The sequence below is a fragment of the Haladaptatus sp. CMAA 1909 genome (assembly GCF_043952005.1).
Lineage (GTDB): Archaea > Halobacteriota > Halobacteria > Halobacteriales > Haladaptataceae > Haladaptatus.
In genome coordinates this window covers 904,249-921,017 of sequence record NZ_JBIOAV010000001.1, presented here as the reverse complement: position 1 = coordinate 921,017, position 16,769 = coordinate 904,249, and the positions used below count along the sequence as shown (strand labels likewise).

23 protein-coding genes are annotated in these 16,769 nt (G+C 61.2%); 9 read left to right on the top strand and 14 right to left on the bottom strand.

Features of this window, described 5'->3' with window-relative positions:
• Positions 1 to 23: 23 nt before the first annotated feature.
• Together ACGYLY_RS05130 and ACGYLY_RS05125 are read left to right on the top strand one after the other, a co-directional pair.
• The gene (locus tag ACGYLY_RS05130) at positions 24 to 455 is read left to right on the top strand and encodes an SRPBCC family protein (RefSeq protein ID WP_231183130.1); all 432 of its coding nucleotides are present in this window, start codon (positions 24 to 26) and stop codon (positions 453 to 455) included.
• Complete coding sequence (locus tag ACGYLY_RS05125) at positions 452 to 1,252, top strand: carbon-nitrogen family hydrolase (RefSeq protein ID WP_395282679.1); 801 nt, start codon at positions 452 to 454, stop codon at positions 1,250 to 1,252. The genes ACGYLY_RS05130 and ACGYLY_RS05125 overlap by 4 nt, the downstream gene beginning before the upstream one ends.
• Positions 1,253 to 1,281: 29 nt before the next feature.
• Here ACGYLY_RS05125 and ACGYLY_RS05120 read toward each other — a convergent pair whose 3' ends face one another.
• The 4 genes from ACGYLY_RS05120 to ACGYLY_RS05105 all read right to left on the bottom strand — a co-directional run bounded on the left by ACGYLY_RS05120 (position 1,282) and on the right by ACGYLY_RS05105 (position 3,006).
• Positions 1,282 to 1,881, bottom strand: a complete 600-nt coding sequence (locus ACGYLY_RS05120; protein WP_395282681.1) for an archaellin/type IV pilin N-terminal domain-containing protein — start codon at positions 1,879 to 1,881, stop codon at positions 1,282 to 1,284.
• A gap of 206 nt (positions 1,882 to 2,087) precedes the next feature.
• Entirely contained in the window at positions 2,088 to 2,324 is a 237-nt protein-coding gene (locus tag ACGYLY_RS05115; RefSeq protein ID WP_231183127.1) for a UPF0058 family protein, read from the bottom strand.
• Between the two features lie 217 nt (positions 2,325 to 2,541).
• Positions 2,542 to 2,721, bottom strand: coding sequence for a hypothetical protein (locus tag ACGYLY_RS05110; RefSeq protein ID WP_395282682.1), 180 nt, complete (start codon positions 2,719 to 2,721; stop codon positions 2,542 to 2,544).
• Positions 2,722 to 2,811: 90 nt separating this feature from the next.
• The gene (locus ACGYLY_RS05105) at positions 2,812 to 3,006 is read right to left on the bottom strand and encodes a cold-shock protein (RefSeq protein WP_066145339.1); all 195 of its coding nucleotides are present in this window, start codon (positions 3,004 to 3,006) and stop codon (positions 2,812 to 2,814) included.
• A 180-nt stretch (positions 3,007 to 3,186) separates the two neighbouring features.
• Here ACGYLY_RS05105 and ACGYLY_RS05100 point away from each other — a divergent pair, with 180 nt between their 5' ends.
• The 3 genes from ACGYLY_RS05100 (at position 3,187) to ACGYLY_RS05090 (ending at position 6,113) form a co-directional block, all read left to right on the top strand.
• The gene (locus tag ACGYLY_RS05100; RefSeq protein WP_395282683.1) at positions 3,187 to 4,389 is read left to right on the top strand and encodes a putative manganese transporter; all 1,203 of its coding nucleotides are present in this window, start codon (positions 3,187 to 3,189) and stop codon (positions 4,387 to 4,389) included.
• Between the two features lie 78 nt (positions 4,390 to 4,467).
• Positions 4,468 to 5,982, top strand: a complete 1,515-nt coding sequence (locus ACGYLY_RS05095; protein ID WP_395282684.1) for a sodium:proline symporter — start codon at positions 4,468 to 4,470, stop codon at positions 5,980 to 5,982.
• Positions 5,979 to 6,113 carry a hypothetical protein gene (locus tag ACGYLY_RS05090; RefSeq protein WP_395282685.1) on the top strand — a complete coding sequence of 45 codons (135 nt, stop codon included), beginning with the start codon at positions 5,979 to 5,981 and terminating at the stop codon, positions 6,111 to 6,113. The genes ACGYLY_RS05095 and ACGYLY_RS05090 overlap by 4 nt, the downstream gene beginning before the upstream one ends.
• A gap of 27 nt (positions 6,114 to 6,140) precedes the next feature.
• On the opposite strand, the gene ACGYLY_RS05085 is transcribed toward ACGYLY_RS05090, so the two are convergent.
• From ACGYLY_RS05085 to ACGYLY_RS05065, 5 genes are all read right to left on the bottom strand, one after another.
• Positions 6,141 to 6,869: a ferritin-like domain-containing protein gene (locus tag ACGYLY_RS05085; RefSeq protein WP_395282686.1), complete on the bottom strand. Its 729-nt coding sequence runs from the start codon at positions 6,867 to 6,869 to the stop codon at positions 6,141 to 6,143.
• Between the two features lie 164 nt (positions 6,870 to 7,033).
• Positions 7,034 to 7,315, bottom strand: coding sequence for an ArsR/SmtB family transcription factor (locus ACGYLY_RS05080; RefSeq protein WP_395282687.1), 282 nt, complete (start codon positions 7,313 to 7,315; stop codon positions 7,034 to 7,036).
• 144 nt (positions 7,316 to 7,459) lie between these two features.
• Positions 7,460 to 7,765 (bottom strand): hypothetical protein, encoded by a 306-nt coding sequence (locus ACGYLY_RS05075; protein WP_395282688.1) that lies wholly within the window; start codon positions 7,763 to 7,765, stop codon positions 7,460 to 7,462.
• Positions 7,766 to 7,823: 58 nt separating this feature from the next.
• Positions 7,824 to 8,099, bottom strand: coding sequence for a winged helix-turn-helix domain-containing protein (locus ACGYLY_RS05070; RefSeq protein WP_395284148.1), 276 nt, complete (start codon positions 8,097 to 8,099; stop codon positions 7,824 to 7,826).
• Positions 8,100 to 8,160: 61 nt separating this feature from the next.
• Positions 8,161 to 8,445, bottom strand: a complete 285-nt coding sequence (locus ACGYLY_RS05065) for a DUF357 domain-containing protein (protein ID WP_231183120.1) — start codon at positions 8,443 to 8,445, stop codon at positions 8,161 to 8,163.
• Between the two features lie 113 nt (positions 8,446 to 8,558).
• Between ACGYLY_RS05065 and trxB the strand changes: the two genes are divergently transcribed.
• Both trxB and ACGYLY_RS05055 read left to right on the top strand, forming a co-directional pair.
• Entirely contained in the window at positions 8,559 to 9,887 is a 1,329-nt protein-coding gene (trxB, locus tag ACGYLY_RS05060) for a thioredoxin-disulfide reductase (RefSeq protein ID WP_395282689.1), read from the top strand.
• A gap of 71 nt (positions 9,888 to 9,958) precedes the next feature.
• Positions 9,959 to 10,288 carry a hypothetical protein gene (locus tag ACGYLY_RS05055; protein WP_395282690.1) on the top strand — a complete coding sequence of 110 codons (330 nt, stop codon included), beginning with the start codon at positions 9,959 to 9,961 and terminating at the stop codon, positions 10,286 to 10,288.
• 10 nt (positions 10,289 to 10,298) lie between these two features.
• Here ACGYLY_RS05055 and ACGYLY_RS05050 read toward each other — a convergent pair whose 3' ends face one another.
• The gene (locus ACGYLY_RS05050) at positions 10,299 to 11,519 is read right to left on the bottom strand and encodes an anion permease (RefSeq protein WP_395282691.1); all 1,221 of its coding nucleotides are present in this window, start codon (positions 11,517 to 11,519) and stop codon (positions 10,299 to 10,301) included.
• 243 nt (positions 11,520 to 11,762) lie between these two features.
• Here ACGYLY_RS05050 and ACGYLY_RS05045 point away from each other — a divergent pair, with 243 nt between their 5' ends.
• On the top strand, positions 11,763 to 12,062 hold the full coding sequence (locus ACGYLY_RS05045) for a hypothetical protein (protein ID WP_395282692.1): 300 nt from the start codon (positions 11,763 to 11,765) through the stop codon (positions 12,060 to 12,062).
• Between the two features lie 90 nt (positions 12,063 to 12,152).
• Here the strand turns inward: ACGYLY_RS05045 and ACGYLY_RS05040 are convergent, their stop codons facing one another.
• On the bottom strand, positions 12,153 to 12,992 hold the full coding sequence (locus tag ACGYLY_RS05040; RefSeq protein WP_395282693.1) for an MBL fold metallo-hydrolase: 840 nt from the start codon (positions 12,990 to 12,992) through the stop codon (positions 12,153 to 12,155).
• Positions 12,993 to 13,225: 233 nt separating this feature from the next.
• On the bottom strand, positions 13,226 to 13,576 hold the full coding sequence (locus tag ACGYLY_RS05035) for a hypothetical protein (protein WP_395282694.1): 351 nt from the start codon (positions 13,574 to 13,576) through the stop codon (positions 13,226 to 13,228).
• Positions 13,577 to 13,808: 232 nt separating this feature from the next.
• Between ACGYLY_RS05035 and ACGYLY_RS05030 the strand changes: the two genes are divergently transcribed.
• Complete coding sequence (locus ACGYLY_RS05030; protein ID WP_395282695.1) at positions 13,809 to 14,597, top strand: helix-turn-helix transcriptional regulator; 789 nt, start codon at positions 13,809 to 13,811, stop codon at positions 14,595 to 14,597.
• On the opposite strand, the gene ACGYLY_RS05025 is transcribed toward ACGYLY_RS05030, so the two are convergent.
• Positions 14,594 to 15,415 carry an enoyl-CoA hydratase/isomerase family protein gene (locus tag ACGYLY_RS05025; protein ID WP_395282696.1) on the bottom strand — a complete coding sequence of 274 codons (822 nt, stop codon included), beginning with the start codon at positions 15,413 to 15,415 and terminating at the stop codon, positions 14,594 to 14,596. The genes ACGYLY_RS05030 and ACGYLY_RS05025 overlap by 4 nt on opposite strands.
• Positions 15,412 to 16,347, bottom strand: a complete 936-nt coding sequence (locus ACGYLY_RS05020) for a 3-hydroxyacyl-CoA dehydrogenase family protein (RefSeq protein ID WP_395282697.1) — start codon at positions 16,345 to 16,347, stop codon at positions 15,412 to 15,414. Before ACGYLY_RS05020 ends, ACGYLY_RS05025 begins: the two co-directional genes overlap by 4 nt.
• Positions 16,348 to 16,769 lie beyond the last annotated feature (422 nt).

Sequence of the window (16,769 nt, the reverse complement as noted above, 5' to 3'; positions counted from 1 at the left end):
CCGCTACAGCCTAATCTAGTCGTATGACTGTCCGGGTAGAGCGGACCTTCGACCTTCCGGTTCCGCCGGAAGAAGTGTGGGAGTTCATCGCCGACCCAAAACGCCGAGCGGAGGCTATCAGCGTGGTTGCGGACTACGATGCCGAGGCCGGCGGGAGAAAGGCGACGTGGCACATCGAGCTTCCGATTCCGTTCGTGAACAGAACGATTCCGGTCGAGACCGAGGACGTGACCCGCGAGGAACCGCGATACGTGAAGTTCGTCGGTCGCTCCTCGGCGATGCGCGTCACGGGGGAACACAAGATAGAGGAGACGGAAGCCGGGTGCAAACTTCACAACCGGTTCGTCGTCGAGGGAAGCGTACCGGGCATCGAACGCTACTTCAAAAAGCATCTCGACGAGGAGCTGACGAACTTGGAGTCCGCGCTGCGCGAAGAGGTCGGTGTCGTCTCGTGAAACTCGCGCTCGCACAGATCGCCATCGAAGGGGGTGATGTGGCGGAGAACGTTCGTCACGCGACCGAGGCCATCGAATCGGCGGCGGAACGCGGTGCGGACCTCGTCGCACTCCCCGAGATATTCAACGTCGGCTACTTCGCCTTCGAGACGTATCAGCGAAACGCGGAACCGCTCCACGGTCCGACGCTCACGCGCATCTCCGACCTCGCGGACGAACACGATATCGGCGTCCTCGCGGGAAGCATCGTGGAGGATCTCTCCGAGACTACGGACGAGACGCCCGCCGAGGAGGGCCTCGCCAACACCTCCGTCTTTTTCGACCGTGATGGAAACCGAGCGGCCGTGTATCGAAAACATCACTTGTTCGGCTACGAGTCGGCCGAAGCGGAGATGCTCGTCCCCGGCGAATCGCTCGGCATCGCCGAGTTCGAAGACGTGACCGTCGGGATGACGACCTGCTACGACCTTCGATTCCCCGAACTCTATCGTTCCATCGCTGAGGCCGGCGCGACGCTGGTACTCGTCCCGAGCGCGTGGCCGTATCCGCGCGTCGATCACTGGCGGATACTCACACAAGCGCGTGCGATCGAGAACCAGTGTTTCGTCGCGGCGATCAACGGGTCCGGGTCGTACGAGGATGCGACCCTCCTCGGGCGATCGTCGGTGTACGATCCGTGGGGGACGTTGCTCGCTGGAACGGGCGACGAGCCGGAAATCGTGATCCGGGATATCGATCCGGAGCGGGTAACGCGGGTCCGCGAGGAGTTCCCCGCGTGGCACGATAGGCGACGCTAGCCGGGTGAAAAAATGACAAAGGGGTGTGGTTATAGCGCGATTGCGTGACTATCCGACAGCGTTTCGGGAATGCTGTGGTGGTACGTCACCGCGCCGGCGTTCGTGACGATCTTGAGGGTGAACTCCTGGCGTTCCTGGAGGCCGTTGGTCATCTTTCCAGTGTTGAGGACGATTCGGAATCGGTCGGCCTGATTGACGAGGACGGGAAGCGTGTCGTCGTTGTCGCGAATCGCTTCGATGGTGAAATTCTTCTTGTCCGGCGTGCTTCCGTTCACCAAAATCAGTCCGTCGTCCGGTCCGAGCCATTCGATCGTCGCCGTTGAGAGGTTGATGTCGCCCGAACCGGACCCTTTCATCACCGTGAGATTGACGTAATCAACTACGTGTTGATTTATCGAGGAGTTATACGTCACGTTCCCGGTCGTGCTGATCACGTGGACACGATTTGTGACCTGTGCTGTACTCTGCGTTCCTGTTCGCTCGGATTTCGACTGAAGGAAGCCTGCTGTGTTGATGAGGACACCGGCCGCGATAGCCGCGACCAGCACCATCGCGATGAACACGATGAGCGTCCCGATGCCGACTTGACCTCGTTCCGAACGAAAGATATCTATCTTTTTACTAGTCATGTTTGTTGTCTTTCGGTTTTTGTTTGATATTTGTCAGTCCACTACTGGACGAGTACGGTCAGGAAGATATTATAACCCACAGGCTGTTATCATGTTTGATAACCCTACAAAGTTGGGAATTTTTCACTTTTCGTCCGGAACGTCGGAAGGGAAGAAAGCGTCGCCACTAGAAGTTCAATTATCGTCGAGAATCGGCACTTCGTCGCTTAGTCTGCTTGGGGTGCGACCGCTTCGCGTTCGGTCGCACGCATGCCGGACGTGATAGCCTCGGACAGCGCAAAAACAGCCGCTTTGTGGTCTGTTTTTGATTTATGAATGGACGTCGGTCGTACACCGAGAGAGTCGTAATCGTCCAGCGAAATCTGTTTTCCGTCCTGTACTTCGAAATGATTGCCAACTTCCGCAAGCAGGCCGTGAAGGTGGATGAGCTCCTGCTTCTTCATAAGCACACGAACGTAACGGTTGCAGGGTTATATTATTATCTTGAGTCCCGTTAGCACGGCGTATAGTCAGTGATTCGGTGGTTTCCGAACGGTATCGAAGTCATTTTCGATACCGTCCACTCCCCGAACGGCGTACCCTCGACTACGGGGAAAGTGGGAGGCTGAGTAAAAGCGGCTTGTCGGTCGAAATCGGCCTTTGACCGAGTATAATCGCAGCTTACTGGAGCTGTTTGAGCGTCTGGAGGTCGCGCTCGGTCCGGGTGAACTCCGATGTTCGTCGGGTCGCATGACAGTTCGGGCAGTGGAACTGTCGCTGAGGTTCCGGCAACTCGTCAGGGCTTGATTCCCAGTGTTTTCCGCATTCTGGACAGAGCAACCGAACATAGGTTTCCACCATACTCCTATATCGGTCGGATAGGAGAAAAATCTTGTTGGTCCCCCCGTGAATAGAGCATCCGCTATGCGTGGTTCGTCGAGCGAAACCCGTTCAGAGCCGTTCGAGATTCGTCGCTCGTGGTCCTTTGTCCGCCTGTTCGATGTCGAATTCGACTTCCTGTCCCTCCTCTAAGTCCGGGCCGCCGACATCTTCCATGTGGAAGAACACGTCGTCGTCCGCGTCGTCAGTTTCGATGAAACCGTAGCCGCCGGTGTCGTTAAAGAAGGTTACCGTACCTTTCGCCATTGCAGGTAGACAGAACGGGGTGACGGGCATAAAAATTACGGCTATTGCTATCGTGTACCACGCGTTACCGTCCCAACCCCCAACAATTAGCTAGGGCAAAGATATATAGGGTTATAGGCTAAACCTTGTTTTAGAGATGTCTAAAACGTCTGTATTGCCGGTTGTGAAAGCGTAGTAACCATGAACGAGATAATAGAGATACTCCTCGCATCCGTGCGGGACGGCTACGTGCAGGTGAGCGCGTTCGTCGCGGTTACGGTTCTTCTCTTCAGCCTCGTCCAGTACCGGACGAACGGCGCGCTCGTCGAACGGCTCTCCGAAAACGAGCGTCTCCAACCGCTGTTCGGCGCGCTCATGGGACTCACTCCGGGCTGTGGCGGTGCGATCGTGATGATGCCGTTGTACGTCCGCGGCACGGTCAGCTTCGGCACCGTCGTCGCGACGCTCATCGCAACCGCCGGTGATTCGGCGTTCGTCATCCTCGCCCTCGCCCCGAAAGCGGGACTGTACGCCTACGCCGTCGCGTTCGTCACGGCTATCCTATCCGGCTACGCCATCGACCGCTTCGGAATGGGTGTGGGCCGAATCGACCGTGCCGTTGCGTCCTTCGGACGAACCGCGACCGACGGCGGGTTCGCCGCGGACGGCCCAGGAAACCCAGGCGGCAACCCGTCACACGATTACGAGGCCGGGTGTGAAACCGGAACCGCACGAACCTCGTCCGTTTTGACCCCGTTCAGCCACGCGGTCCACGCCGTATGGTGGGTTTCCGCTGCCGCCGCGCTCGTCTTGGGAGTCATGTACCTCCTCGCGAGTGCACCGGACGTCCCGCTCGCGCTGAGTCCCACCTACGCCGGGGCGTTCACCGTCGTCGGCGTGACGGGAACGATACTCTCGTTCTACCTCTACTTCGTCGGGCGACACTACCTCGGCAACGGACACGTCGGACGCGCCCCCGAATCGTTCGCCGACGGCTACGCGACGCTCACGCACGCCGCGATGGAGACCAGTTTCGTCACCGTCTGGGTGCTCGCCGCGTACCTCCTCTACGAGTACGGTATCCTCGTCTTCGGCATCGACGTCGGTGCGCTCGCCACGGCGGCGGGCCTCCTCGCACCGATTGCAGGGGCCGTCGTCGGACTGATTCCCGGTTGTGGCCCACAAATCGTGCTTGCCAGCGTGTACGCCGAAGGTGCGATTCCGTTCTCCGCGCTCACCGCGAACGCCATCAGCCAGGACGGCGACGCGCTCTTTCCCCTCATCGCCATCGACAAGAAGGCCGCAATCGTCGCGTCCATCTACACGACGGTACCCGCACTCATCGTCGGCGTCCTGCTCCACATCCTCTTCGGACCGATGACCGGGTTCGGCGTCCTCGGGTGAAGCGCTCGGCGATTCAGAATCTTTTTATGAGTTTGTGGTACCACTAGGTAATAGAATGGGTTCGAATCGGAGGCAGAGATGACGGTTTCCACGACGCAAGCGCTCGCGGTCACGGCGGGAACGCTCGCGCTGTCGGCGGTTCTCGGTGGGTGGTACAGTCGCGGAAAAATCCCGTCCGCCGAGGCGTTCGTCACCGCACGGAACACGACCAGCCACGGAGCGACGACGGCCACGCTCATCGCGTCGAGCATGGGCGCGTGGATACTGTTCAGTCCGGCGGAGGCGGGCGCGGCCTTCGGTGGCATCACGGCCGTCGCCGGGTACGCGCTCGGTAGCGCCGTCCCGACGGTCGTTTTCGTCCGTCTCGGACCGCGCATCCGCCGTCTCATCCCGGAGGGACACACACTCACCGAGTACGCCTACGCCCGATACGGGACTCCGATGTACGCCTACGTCCTGCTGGTCAGCGTGTCGTACATGTTCGTCTTCCTCGCCGCCGAGATGACCGGAATCGCGGGAGCGTTGTCGTTCCTCGCCGCCGTCCCCGAGTGGCAAACCGCCGGACTCGTCGGGGTGGGCGTCCTCGCATACGCCGGATACGGCGGCTTGCGCGCCAGCATCTTCACCGACACGATACAGACGTTGCTCGTTCTGCCGCTGCTGGCGGTCTGTTTCGGCGGCGCGGTCCTCTCGCTCGGCGGAACGGGCGCGCTCTATCAATCCATCACGGCGACGAATCCGACGCTCCTCCACCCCGGATTCCTCCCCGGCCTCCGGTTCGGGGCGTACATCGTCGTCGCGGTACTCGGCGCGGAGATGCTGAATCAGACCTGGTGGCAGCGAATCTACGCCGCTCGGGACGAGGCGACGGTTCGCCGGTCGTTCGCGGTGGCGGCCGTCGCCGTCCTTCCCGTGCTCACGCTGGCAGGCGTCTTCGGCATCGCGGCCTCGGGCATGAACCTCGTCGTCGCGGATTCGACCGCCGCCGGATACAACGCCGACGTGGCCCTGTTCGTCCTCGTCTCGAACGCGCTCCCCGACTGGGTCGCGCTCGTGGTCGTCCTCCTCGCCGTGCTGCTCGTCGCCAGCACGGTCGATACCCTGTTCAACGCGCTGTCGAGCGTCGTCACCGCCGACCTGCCGCTGGTCCTGAACGACCCCGAGGAGCGGACGTTGACTCGGGCCGCGCGGCTCAGTACCGTCGTCGTCGCGCTCGCCGCGACCGCCATCGGCGCGCAGGGATACAGCGTCCTCCAACTGTTCCTCACCGCCGACCTCCTCGCGGCGGCGACCTTCGTTCCGCTCCTCGCCGGGTTGTACTCCCCCGGACTCACGGGGCGCGGCGCGCTCGCGGCGAGCCTCTCCGGTCTGACGCTCGGCGCGGCGTTCATGCCGACGATTCGTGGACCCCTTCGGCTCTCGTTCCTCCCTGAACCGTCGTTCCTCGCCGCCTTCGGCACCGCGGCGCTCGTCTCGACGGGCATGACGCTCTGCGCCGCCGAACTCTCCGAGGAGTCGTACGACCTACGCGACCTCTCGACGCGTATCAGCCGACTGGACGACCGCGTGAGTGACGGCGGTGAACGACGATGACGCCCGCGACACCCCCCGTCGTCCCGTTGACCGTCGAATCGACGGCGTTCGCCGTCCTCGTCTGGGGGTCGATACTGCTCGTGCTGATGACAGCACTCTACGTCTCGGTCGTGACGCTCGCCGAAAAATAGAGGGGTAAACCGAACGCGTCGTGCCGATTACTGAACGATGAACTGACCGGCGATCTCCTTCACTTCCTCCATCGACTTCGCCTCGTCGAAGGCGTTCGGGTACGGCGAAACGCCGTTGAGCGCGTTGAACGACGCCGCGTGGCGCGCTTCGACGCTGTGAATCGAGAGCGCCGCCGACAGGAGGTCGCCGTTTTGAATGGACGGGGCCGCACCCGCGTAAGCGGCGACGCCCGTGTTTTCGAGTGCCTTCGCGACGCCGAGGAACTCTGCGGGCGTCTCGTAGCCGAAGTCGTATTCGGCCGCTTCGACGGGGTCGCCGCCGAGTTGCTCGATGACTTTCGTAAGCTGGTCGACGTGTGCCGCTTCGTGTTCGCCGACGACCTTCACCTGGTCGGGAATCATCATACGGATGTCGTCACAGACGCCACATCCGAGGTCCGCGTTCACGAAGTCGTCGTCCGAGAAGTCCTCAAGCCCCTTCGCGTAAAACGTCGCTTCGAGGTGTTCGAGGGTGAGCGCATAGTTCAGGATGTCTACGTCGGTGGTTTCGTCCTTCATGGTGTCTCCGTTGCTCATAGAATCATCATCTCCCTTGTCGCTGTCACCGTCTTCCGCGCCGACAACGCTGATACCTGCCCCGGTCAGCCCCACCGCCCCGACCGCCGCCGACCCCGCGAGGAACCCACGCCGTGACGTGAGTTGTTCCCGCGCCGTTTCACCGATATTTCCGACCGCATCTCGACTATCATCTGGCATGGTTGGAACGTGCGCTTCGACGCACGCTTTCACCGAGGACGAGTCGTTAAAAGAAAATTTTCCGGACTGTCACCCAAATTCATCTGAAATCCGTTTTCGAGCCCCGTTCCGTGGATACGCGTATTGGCCAGCGGGCATTTTCGTGCTCGATGGACTCTCCCTCGTCACGACACCGTTCGAATGATTCGTTCAACTTCTTCCCAGTTCCGTTCCGTCTCCGCTGATGGGGCGTACCTCGACCCGTACTCCTCCGTCTCGATTTCGATCAGTTCGTGTTTGACGAGGACGTCGAGGTGGTGTCTGACGGTGCTGTAGTCGATGTCGAGGTCGGTCGCCAACTGGTTCGGGTTGCGCGGTTTCTCGGCGAGTTCAGCCAACAGGGACGCCCGCCGAGCACCACCACGACTACCCGAGAGGACGTACCACAGCTTTCCGCTCTCGGTCATTGCGGATACTCCGCTTCACGTGGGAACTGACGCGTTCGAGCTGTCACGGACGTTCGATACGGACGCCACGACCCTTGCTATGGAGTGGCTAAACGCGCATAAACGGTCAGTTCGTCCGAGAGGAAACGGTCGAAATCGGGAAAATCAGTCCCACGTCACCCACGTGAGAAACACCAGCGCGAGGAGTTCGAGGACGTGAAGCGCGAGCATCGCTTTCCACGCGGGGGCGGGAACCTTGGTTGCGAACCAAACGGACAGCACGTTATCCCACGAGTAGATGTAGAACGCCAGCGCGTTCTGTGCGAGGAGCAGGACGGAGAACACCGACAGGCCGAGCGTGTGCTTGGACTGGAACTGGCGGTAGTTGTCGAGCCAGACGTAGCTCAAGCCGAGGAGTAATACCACGTTGAGCGCCGTGGAAACCCGCGCGACGTCTATCCAGATTCCCATCCGTCGTACCTCCCTTGTAATCGCTCTCGCATATATGCTTTCCCAGATTCGACCATACTCATTCCACCTGTTCGATGATTTCTTCGACCGTTTCCCAGTGTCGCCGCGTTCGGTCGGTCAACAAGTACACCGCACCGTAATCGTCACCGCTGCTTTCGACGATACCGTTGTCCATGAGAACGTCGAGGTGATGACGGACCGTCTTGTAATCGAGGTCCAACCCCTCGGCGAGTTGGTTGGCGTTCCGTGGTCGCTCGTCGATGGCTCGAACCAACCGAACGCGGTTGGCTCCGCCACGGGTGCCGGTGAGCACGTACCAGAGGACGCCCTCCATCACCCCCAACCGAAACACCCCGCCCACGTAAGCGCATCGCCCTACTAATTCAACGAACGGGCTATACCGTGAACAGGTGTCCCTCGCGGGGAACGTCGAACACGCCGATGCGCGCCCCGGCGTCGAGCCACGCGTGACCGTAGGAAAACGAGGCGAGCGCGTTGACGAAGTCGTCTTCCTCCTTGAAGTGCCGCCCGTCGTCCAAGTACGACTGGGCCATCTCCCGACAGTCCACCGCCGCCTCGCCCATCGGCGTGTCGGTCGGCGCGGCGATTTCGGCGGCGTCGAGGGCCTCGGACAACAGGCGTTCGTAACGGTTCGTCTTCTCGATCAAATCTGCGGGCATACGGTCGAATCGTGGCGGAGCGGAGGTAAGCGCTTCGAGCCATCCCGTCCGCGAAACCGGAAAGCACGGGAGACAGCGCAAGGTAAATACACGACGACGAGTGATATTGCACCATGAGCGAAGAGCCTCGCGTCGAGATGTATACAAAGGAGAACTGTTCGTATTGCGAGAAGGCAAAAGACCTCCTCGACGAGAAGGGAGTAGAGTACGAGACGTACAACGTAACGGGCGACGAGGAACTGTTCGACGAGATGGTCGAGCGCGCCGACGGGCGCAAGACGGCACCGGAAGTGTTCGTCGACGACGAACTCGTCGGCGGGTGGGACGAAACCAGCGCGCTCGAACGGGACGGAAAACTTGACGAGAAGTTGGGATTGGCCGTCGCCGACGGCGGGGAAACAAACGTGGAACACCGCAAACTCATCGTCTCGGGGAGCGGAATCGCGGGACTGACCGCCGCCATCTACTCCGCGCGGTCGAACAACGACCCGCTCGTCCTCCAGGGCGACGAACCCGGCGGACAGTTGACGCTGACGACCGACGTGGAGAACTACCCCGGGTTCCCCGACGGCATCAGCGGGCCGGAACTCATCAACAACATGCAGGAACAGGCCGAGCGATTCGGTGCCGAAGTGAAGACGGGAATCATCGAGGACGTCGACGACACCTCGCGTCCGTTCCGCGTCGAACTCACGAACGGCGACGTGTACACGACCGACGCGCTCATCGCGGCCAGCGGCGCGAGCGCTCGAACGCTGTCGATTCCGGGCGAGGACGAACTGATGGGCTACGGCGTCTCGACCTGTGCGACCTGCGACGGCGCGTTCTTCCGCGACGAGGAGATGATCGTTATCGGCGGCGGCGACGCCGCCTTCGAGGAGGCCACCTTCCTGACGAAGTTCGCGAAGAAGGTGTACCTCGTCCACCGCCGCGAGGAGTTCCGCGCGGAGGACTACTGGCAGGACCGCCTACAGGAGAAGGTCGATGACGGCGAGATCGAGATCATGAAAAACACCGAGGTGACCGAGATTCGCGGTTCGCCGGAGGAGGGCGTGGACCACGTCACGTTAGTGTCGAACCCGAAAGGGAAACCGTCCCAGAAACTCGACGACCCCGAAACCGAGGAGTCCCACTTCGACGTGGGTGCGGTGTTCCTCGCCATCGGCCACACGCCGAACACGGGCTACCTCGAAGACACGGCCGTCGAACTGGACGAGGAAGGATATATCCGGACGGAAGGCGGCAAGGGGGGCGGCCAGACGAAGACGGACGTGCCCGGCATCTTCGGTGCGGGCGACGTGGTGGATTTCCACTACCAGCAGGCCGTGACCGCCGCCGGGATGGGTTGTAAGGCCGCCCTCGACGCGGACGACTATCTGGAGACGGCCGAACTCGGCGAAACGAGCGCCGTCCAAGAGGGCGCGGCGGCCTCCGACGACTGACGAGGGCATTCCGTTTTTCGAGCGGCAGTGCAGCCACAGCGCTTAGTGTATCGACGCGAGTAGTGACCCGCATGGACTTCGACCTTCGCGTTTCAGAATTGGACCCGTTTCGGGGACGACTCGAAAAAGCGCAGGAACGGGTGTTCGAACTACAGGCGGGAACGAGGGTCGACTCGGACGAGTTCTTTTCGGAGGAGTTCATGCGGGGTCACACGCAGTTCGATTCGTTTCACGCCTTCCACCGGGAGAGTCCGTGGAACATCGACGAGGCGAGTTCCATGGACGAACTCCCGGAGGAACGTCTCGACGGCTACGTCGCGGAGACGACGGCGTTCGAGACGTGGGAGGAGATGAAAACGATGGCCGCACAGGAAGAGATACTCGACCAACTGCGTTCCTGATCGAAACCGGTCACGTGAATCCGGGGATCATCGTCAGCACGCGATACAGGCCGAAACTGATGAATCCGGCACCGACCATCGAGAACACCCACGCGCCGAGCGTGTAGCCCGCTTTCGACGCCGAAACGCCGCCGCCGGACCCCGAGGAACGGACCACTAACCCGGCACCGACGATGCTCGAGATCATCACCTTGTTGAACGAGATGGGAATTCCGAGAACGATGGCGAGTTGGGCGATGAGGAACGCGGGGATGAGCGCAGCGATGGACCGGCGCGGTCCGAGGGACGCGTACTCCTGCGAGACGGCCTGAATCAGGCGCGGTGCGCGGGTCCACGCGCCGACGAGGATTCCGAGGCCGCCGAGCGCGAGGAGGTACACCGCCGACAGGTGGAGGTCGGTTTCGAAGATCGCTTCGAGCGGTCCGGTCGCCAGTCCGACCTGCGTCCCGCCGCTCGTGAACACGACCATGAGGCCGAGAACGACCAGAAATCGGTTGATTCCCTTCTCCTCGTTGTCCACGAGAGCCCATCGGGTGACGAGAACCGAGAGCAATCCGACCACGACGCTGATGACGACCATCCCGAGGGTGTAGCTCCCGAAGACGTGGTCGGGAAGCAGGTGCCAATCGGTCGAGAGCGCGCGGGCGATGGACCCCGGCGCGCCGTTCGCTTTCGGCGTCACCGTCAGTTGGATGTTGGCGACGGCGTAGCCGACCAACCCGGCCAACAGGGGAATGCCGATGGATTCCGGCATCGACTCGCTTCTGAGCGTCCGAGCGACGCTGTAAGCGATGATGGCGTTCGCGACCGGAATCGTGAACCAGAAGGCGAGGATTCTGACGTACTCGTCCGTCGCGAATCCGCCGCCGAGGGAGATTCCAGCGCCGACCATCGCGCCGGTGACGGCGAACGCCGAGGGAATCGGATAGCCGCGCGTGTTCCCGATGGTGATGAGCGTCGCGGCCGTCAACAGGGCCGCCGCCGCGGCGACTGGCGTTATCGTCACGCCGGTCACGAGATCCTTGCCGATGGTTTCGGAGATGCTTCCCCCTTGGACGATGGCACCGAGTCCGGCGACGAGGCCCACCAAAAGCGCGGCGCGGAGAACCGACAGCGCGTTCGCTCCAACCGCCGGTGCGACGGGGGCCGAGTTGCTGTTCGCGCCGACCGTCCACGACATGAACAGCGACGCCGTCAGTGCGACGGCGACCACGAGAATGAGTGACGCCATTATGACTGTTGGGTGGATTCAGCGACCAGTATTTTCACTAACCTGATACAGTGATTTCTCTCGCTCGAATTCATCGCTACTGCCTACCGATTACAGCGTTAAGTGGCCTTTGGTACGAATTCCCGCGAATTGGTTCGACAAAAGTTACGGATGGCTTGTACCGATACGGACACAAATTTGAACCCGAGGTCGCCCGCAATCGGCATCCACAGACCCTTAACGCTTCACGTCAAAACGAGGGGTATGGTAGATACCGACTCGGTCGAAACGGAAACGTACACCATCGAAGGACCGGACGGAAACAGCGACGAAATCGAACTTCCGCCGGGACTCATCGACCTCCTCCGCGAAGAGGACGAGTCCCGAGAGACCGTCGTCGGCGACATGGCGATCGTCTCGTTCGTCCAGCAGGCCCACGCGGCGGTTCACCACACGCAGGGCGAACCCAGCGATGACGTCGCCGCCATCGAGGAGAAGGCACGGGAACTGTTCGAGGAGCGAATCGGCATCACGTTCGAGCAGGCGACCGGACACTCGCACTGACCCACCGAAGACTCGACGGTTCGCCGTTTTTATCGCATGTTGTCGGGAAGAGCGATAGCTTCGAAAACGATACGTCGAAACGAAGGCGGCTTACGGCAGGTCGACCCGGTCGCCGATCTCCACGATTTCGATCGAGTCGGGGTAGTCGTAACTCCGCGTGTGGTCGAAGAGCGCGGTCGGGTCCGCCGTCAGCCCCTTCCACATGTCCCAGTGGGTCGGCAGTAGGCAGTCCAGTTGCAGGGAGTCCGCCGCGTCGACAATTTCGTTCTCGTCGCTGTACCACTTCGTGTACTTCGGCTCGCCGGTCTCCTTCTCGGGAATCCACCCGTCCGACCCGAAGGCCAACGCGCCGAGGTCGATGTCGTACTTTTCTCCGATGGTGTCGAGTTCGTCGCCGGGTTTGGTGTCGCCACCGTGGAAGAACGTGGCCGACCCGTGTTCGATGACGTACGAGACGGGGTGTGTCGCATCGGCGTCGTGGGCGGGTTCGACATGAATCGTGAACTCGCCGACATCGAAGGTGTCCCCCTCTTCTATCTCCACGAGTTGGTCGTCCGACACGTCCCACCCGTCCAACCATCGCTGGTCGTCGTACGCGACGGCGAGGCTGTCGTCGGGTGCGTAAAACGACGCGCCCGTCGATTCGAGAATCGGCGCCTGACTCTCCCCGTCGACGTGGTCGGAGTGTTCGTGGGTCGCCAACACCGCATCTGCTTGCGTCACGTCGTCCGGGTCGAACGGAACGGGAACCATGCGGACGGTTCGCGGCGGGTCGCCGGTTCCGAGGTAGGGGTCGATGAACAGCGTCGTCCCGTCGCTCCCTTTCAACGCGAACCCGTTACAGCCGAGATACCAGAGCGAGATGCCTTCCGGCGTCGCGTCTTCGATCGCACGTGGAAGCCAGTCTCCCCAGTCGCTGTGAGTCGCCATACGAACACTGTTCGGCAAGCGCGCGTAAACCTTGCGTTCGTTTCCGCCGTGAGAGCGATGATATGTTCAAATCGAAACAAGATTAATCGACGACACTGAATTATTAACCAAAGACATATGTCCAACCAGTCACATTCCGAGAACGCCTGCGGACGGTGTTTCACTGTCACAGCAGGCAGTCGGTACTGCAATGTGTCTCTGACGGGTGCGGCCTCTACCGCCGCACCTCACATTCACGCGTTCGAATCGGTGGCAAGTTCGAAGAGGCTTCGTAACGCGCCGTCGTCGAACACCTGCTCTACGGTGTTCGTTTCGACGTCGTACCTGAGACACCCGTAGTCGGCGAGGCGCGGCAGGTGGTTGTGATGGAGTTCGACGGACAACCGACGTCGGTCGTTCGCCGAGACGGATTCGTGTTCGATGAGATACATGACGATCGCGTCCAACGAAACCGGACAGTTGTGGTCGAGGAGGTACTGGAGGGCGAGACGTCGATGCTGCTGTTCGAGGAGCGAAAACAGTTTGGAAGGCGACGGTACGCACGTATCGTCGGCGTCGTCGATAGGGGATGAATTGGAAACCATAGTTCTCCTCTGATAGTTGGTCGGCGCAGGGCGGAAAGTGTCGGGCCTCTGCGTAGCGGGACGTTCGAACGAAGTCCGAACACGAGTACCGTCGAACCATGGCATTATTACTTTAGTTAACCGAACGCCGTTCGAAACGGGAACGCCGTCTCGAAGACAAAACAATATACATAACTGTTGCTGTTTTTTAAAACACCTTTATAAGGGGCGAGGAGAGATTGACAGCTAGCGTATGACTGACGCCGGAGACCATCCGGACGCCCTGATTTCCACGGTCGTCAAGCGTTCCGGATTACTGGCCGCCCTCTCGTCGGGGCCGATACCCAAACGTCGTCTCGGCGACGAGCTCGGCGTGTCCCGTTCGACGGTTTATAAGTCGGTTCGGGAACTCCAGGAGTATGAGCTCGTCGAACGGACCGAGGACGGTCTCGCACTCACCCTCGCCGGTCGGATACTCGAATCCGAGTACCGCTCGTTTCGAACCGTCGCCAAGGACGTTCGTCAGACCAGTACCCTCCTCTCGATTCTCCCCGCCGAGTCCGAGCTATCCACCGCGCTCATCGAGGACGCCACAGTCGTCTTCGCCGAGCGACACGCGCCGAACCACCCCCTCCAGTATTTCGAGGAGTTGGTCGAAAACGCGGACCGGGTTCACGGCATATCACCCGTCGCACTCCCACAATACGTCGAACTGTTTCACGACCGCGCAACCGTCGATGGGATGACGGCGGAACTGGTGCTCGAACGACCCGTCGTCGAATATCTCGTCACCGACTACGGCCAGCAGTTGGACGAGGCGTTGGCATCGGACCGCGTTTCGATCCGGGAATCCGACGACACGCTCCCGTTCGGACTCATCGTCGCCGAAGGAGGCAGCGATAGCGTCGGCGTCGTCGTCTACGACGACCGCGGCGAACTCCGCGGTCTCATCACGAACGATACCCCCGCCGCGGTGGCGTGGGGGAAAGACGTGTTCGACGCGTACCACGAGCGCTCAACCCTCGTCGGCAAGCGTCCTTAGCGATCCTGCCATTCGGGGTCGCGGTCTTCGAGGAACGCATCGATCCCCTCGTTTTTGTCCGCCGATGCGAACAGCAGGGCGAACAGTTCGGCCTCGTACTCGATTCCGGATTCGAGGTCCGTCCGACTGCTCGCTTTGACGGCCTTCTTCGCCAGTTCGAGAGCCGTCGGGCTTTTGTCCGCCATGCGCCCCGCGAGTTCGTACACGCGGTCCTCGAACTCGTCGTCCGAACACACTTGGTCCACGAGGCCGATGTCGCGAGCCTCCTCGGCGTCGATGATTTCACCCGAGAGAATCAACCGCATGGCCTGCCCTTCGCCGACCAATCGGGTCAGGCGTTGCGTGCCGCCGCCGCCGGGCATGATACCGAGGTTGATTTCGGGTTGCCCGAGTTTCGCGCGTTCGTGTGCGATGCGCACGTCACACCCCTGTGCGAGTTCACAGCCCCCGCCGAGCGCGTGGCCGTTGATGGCCGCGATGACGGGTTTTCCGAGGTCGTCCACGTACTCGTACACGCGCGGTCGCTTGCTCGCTTCGCGCTGTTCGAGCGCGTCGCGTTCCCGGAGTTCCTTCACGTCGGCTCCGGCGACGAACGCCTTCGCCTCCGGCGCACCCGTGAGGACGACGACGCGCACGTCCGAGGACGCCTCGACGGCGTCGAGAACGTCCTTCAGCTCGGCGCGCAGTTGCGCGTTCAGCGCGTTGCGGGCGTCGGGGCGATTCAGCATAATCGTCCCGACGTACTCCTCAACGTCGAAATCGACCGTCTCGCACTCTCGGGCGACCTGTTCGGGGCTGCCGGGCACCTCGTCGCTCATCGGGGGACCTCGCTGTTCTCGTTCGAAACGTCGTCGCTGGAAGACCCACGAGCCGTTCGGCCTTCACCGGACACGCCTACGATTTCGCCGTCCTCCCACACGTAGAACCCTTCGCCGGTCTTCTTGCCCAGCTTTCCGGCGCGTACCTTCTGGCGGAGAATCTGCGGCGGACGGAACCGTTCGCCCAACTCCTCGCGGAGGTGTTCGAGGATGCCGAGACGGACGTCCAGCCCGACCACGTCGCCGAGTTCGATGGGACCCATCGGGTGGTTGTAGCCGAGTTCCATCGCCGTATCGATGTCCCTCGGACTCGCCACGCCCTCCTGTAGCATGCGGATGGCTTCGACGCCGAGCGCGACGCCGAGGCGCGAGGAGGCGAAGCCGGGCGAGTCGTTGACCTCGACACCCACTTTGTCGATTCCCTCCACGAACTCCGCCGCGAAATCGACCGTCTCGCGGCTGGCTTGCTCGGGAATCACGATTTCGACCAGTTTCATGATGTGGACCGGATTGAAGAAGTGCAGTCCGATCGCCCGCGTGGGGTCCTCCAGCGCGCTGGCGATTTCGGTGAGCGAGAGCGAGGAGGTGTTGGACGCGATGATTGCGTCGTCCGAAACGAACTCCTCCACGTCCTCGAACGTGCTGCGCTTGATTTCCATCTTCTCGGGAACCGCCTCGACCACCACGTCGGCGTCGCCGACGGCGGTTTCGAGGTCGGTCGTGCCGGAAATCCGGTCGAGCGTCTCCGTCTTTTCGGCCTCCGAAACCTTGTCGCGTTCGACGCCGCCTTGGAGGTTTGCCTCGATGCTCTCGATACCGTTCTCCACGAACTCCCGTTCGATGTCGCGCAAGGTCACGTCGTGGCCGGCCATCGCCGTCACCTGTGCGATTCCGTGCCCCATCGTCCCTGCTCCGAGTACGCCTACCTTCATCTCGTGAGAAACCGCGTGCGGACGCACGAAAAGCGTTTTTCTCCGTCCTCGAATCGGAACGTCGCAGCGGTGGGCCGATTTGGTTCGATGCCGGACAGATCCGAAAACATATCCTCGTTCCGACCGTTTACAGAAAGCTTTTATCGTGCCCGCGAAATCGATTAATTGTCTCGGGTAGGGGTACACGAGACAGCATTTCTTTCGAAGCAACGGACGAGCAGAACGAGCGCTTGGAATGCAGAAACGGGATTCCGCAGTCAGTAGTGTGACAAACGTATCGCTAGCCACACATCAGTATGAATCACACTAAACCAGGAGGAGACGTGTTTCCCCGTTAGAATTTCATTCTATCGGCCAAGTCCGACTCTCCGTAGATAGCGGAGCGTTTCACACCGTCACAATCCCGGAATCGGCGGATTTCG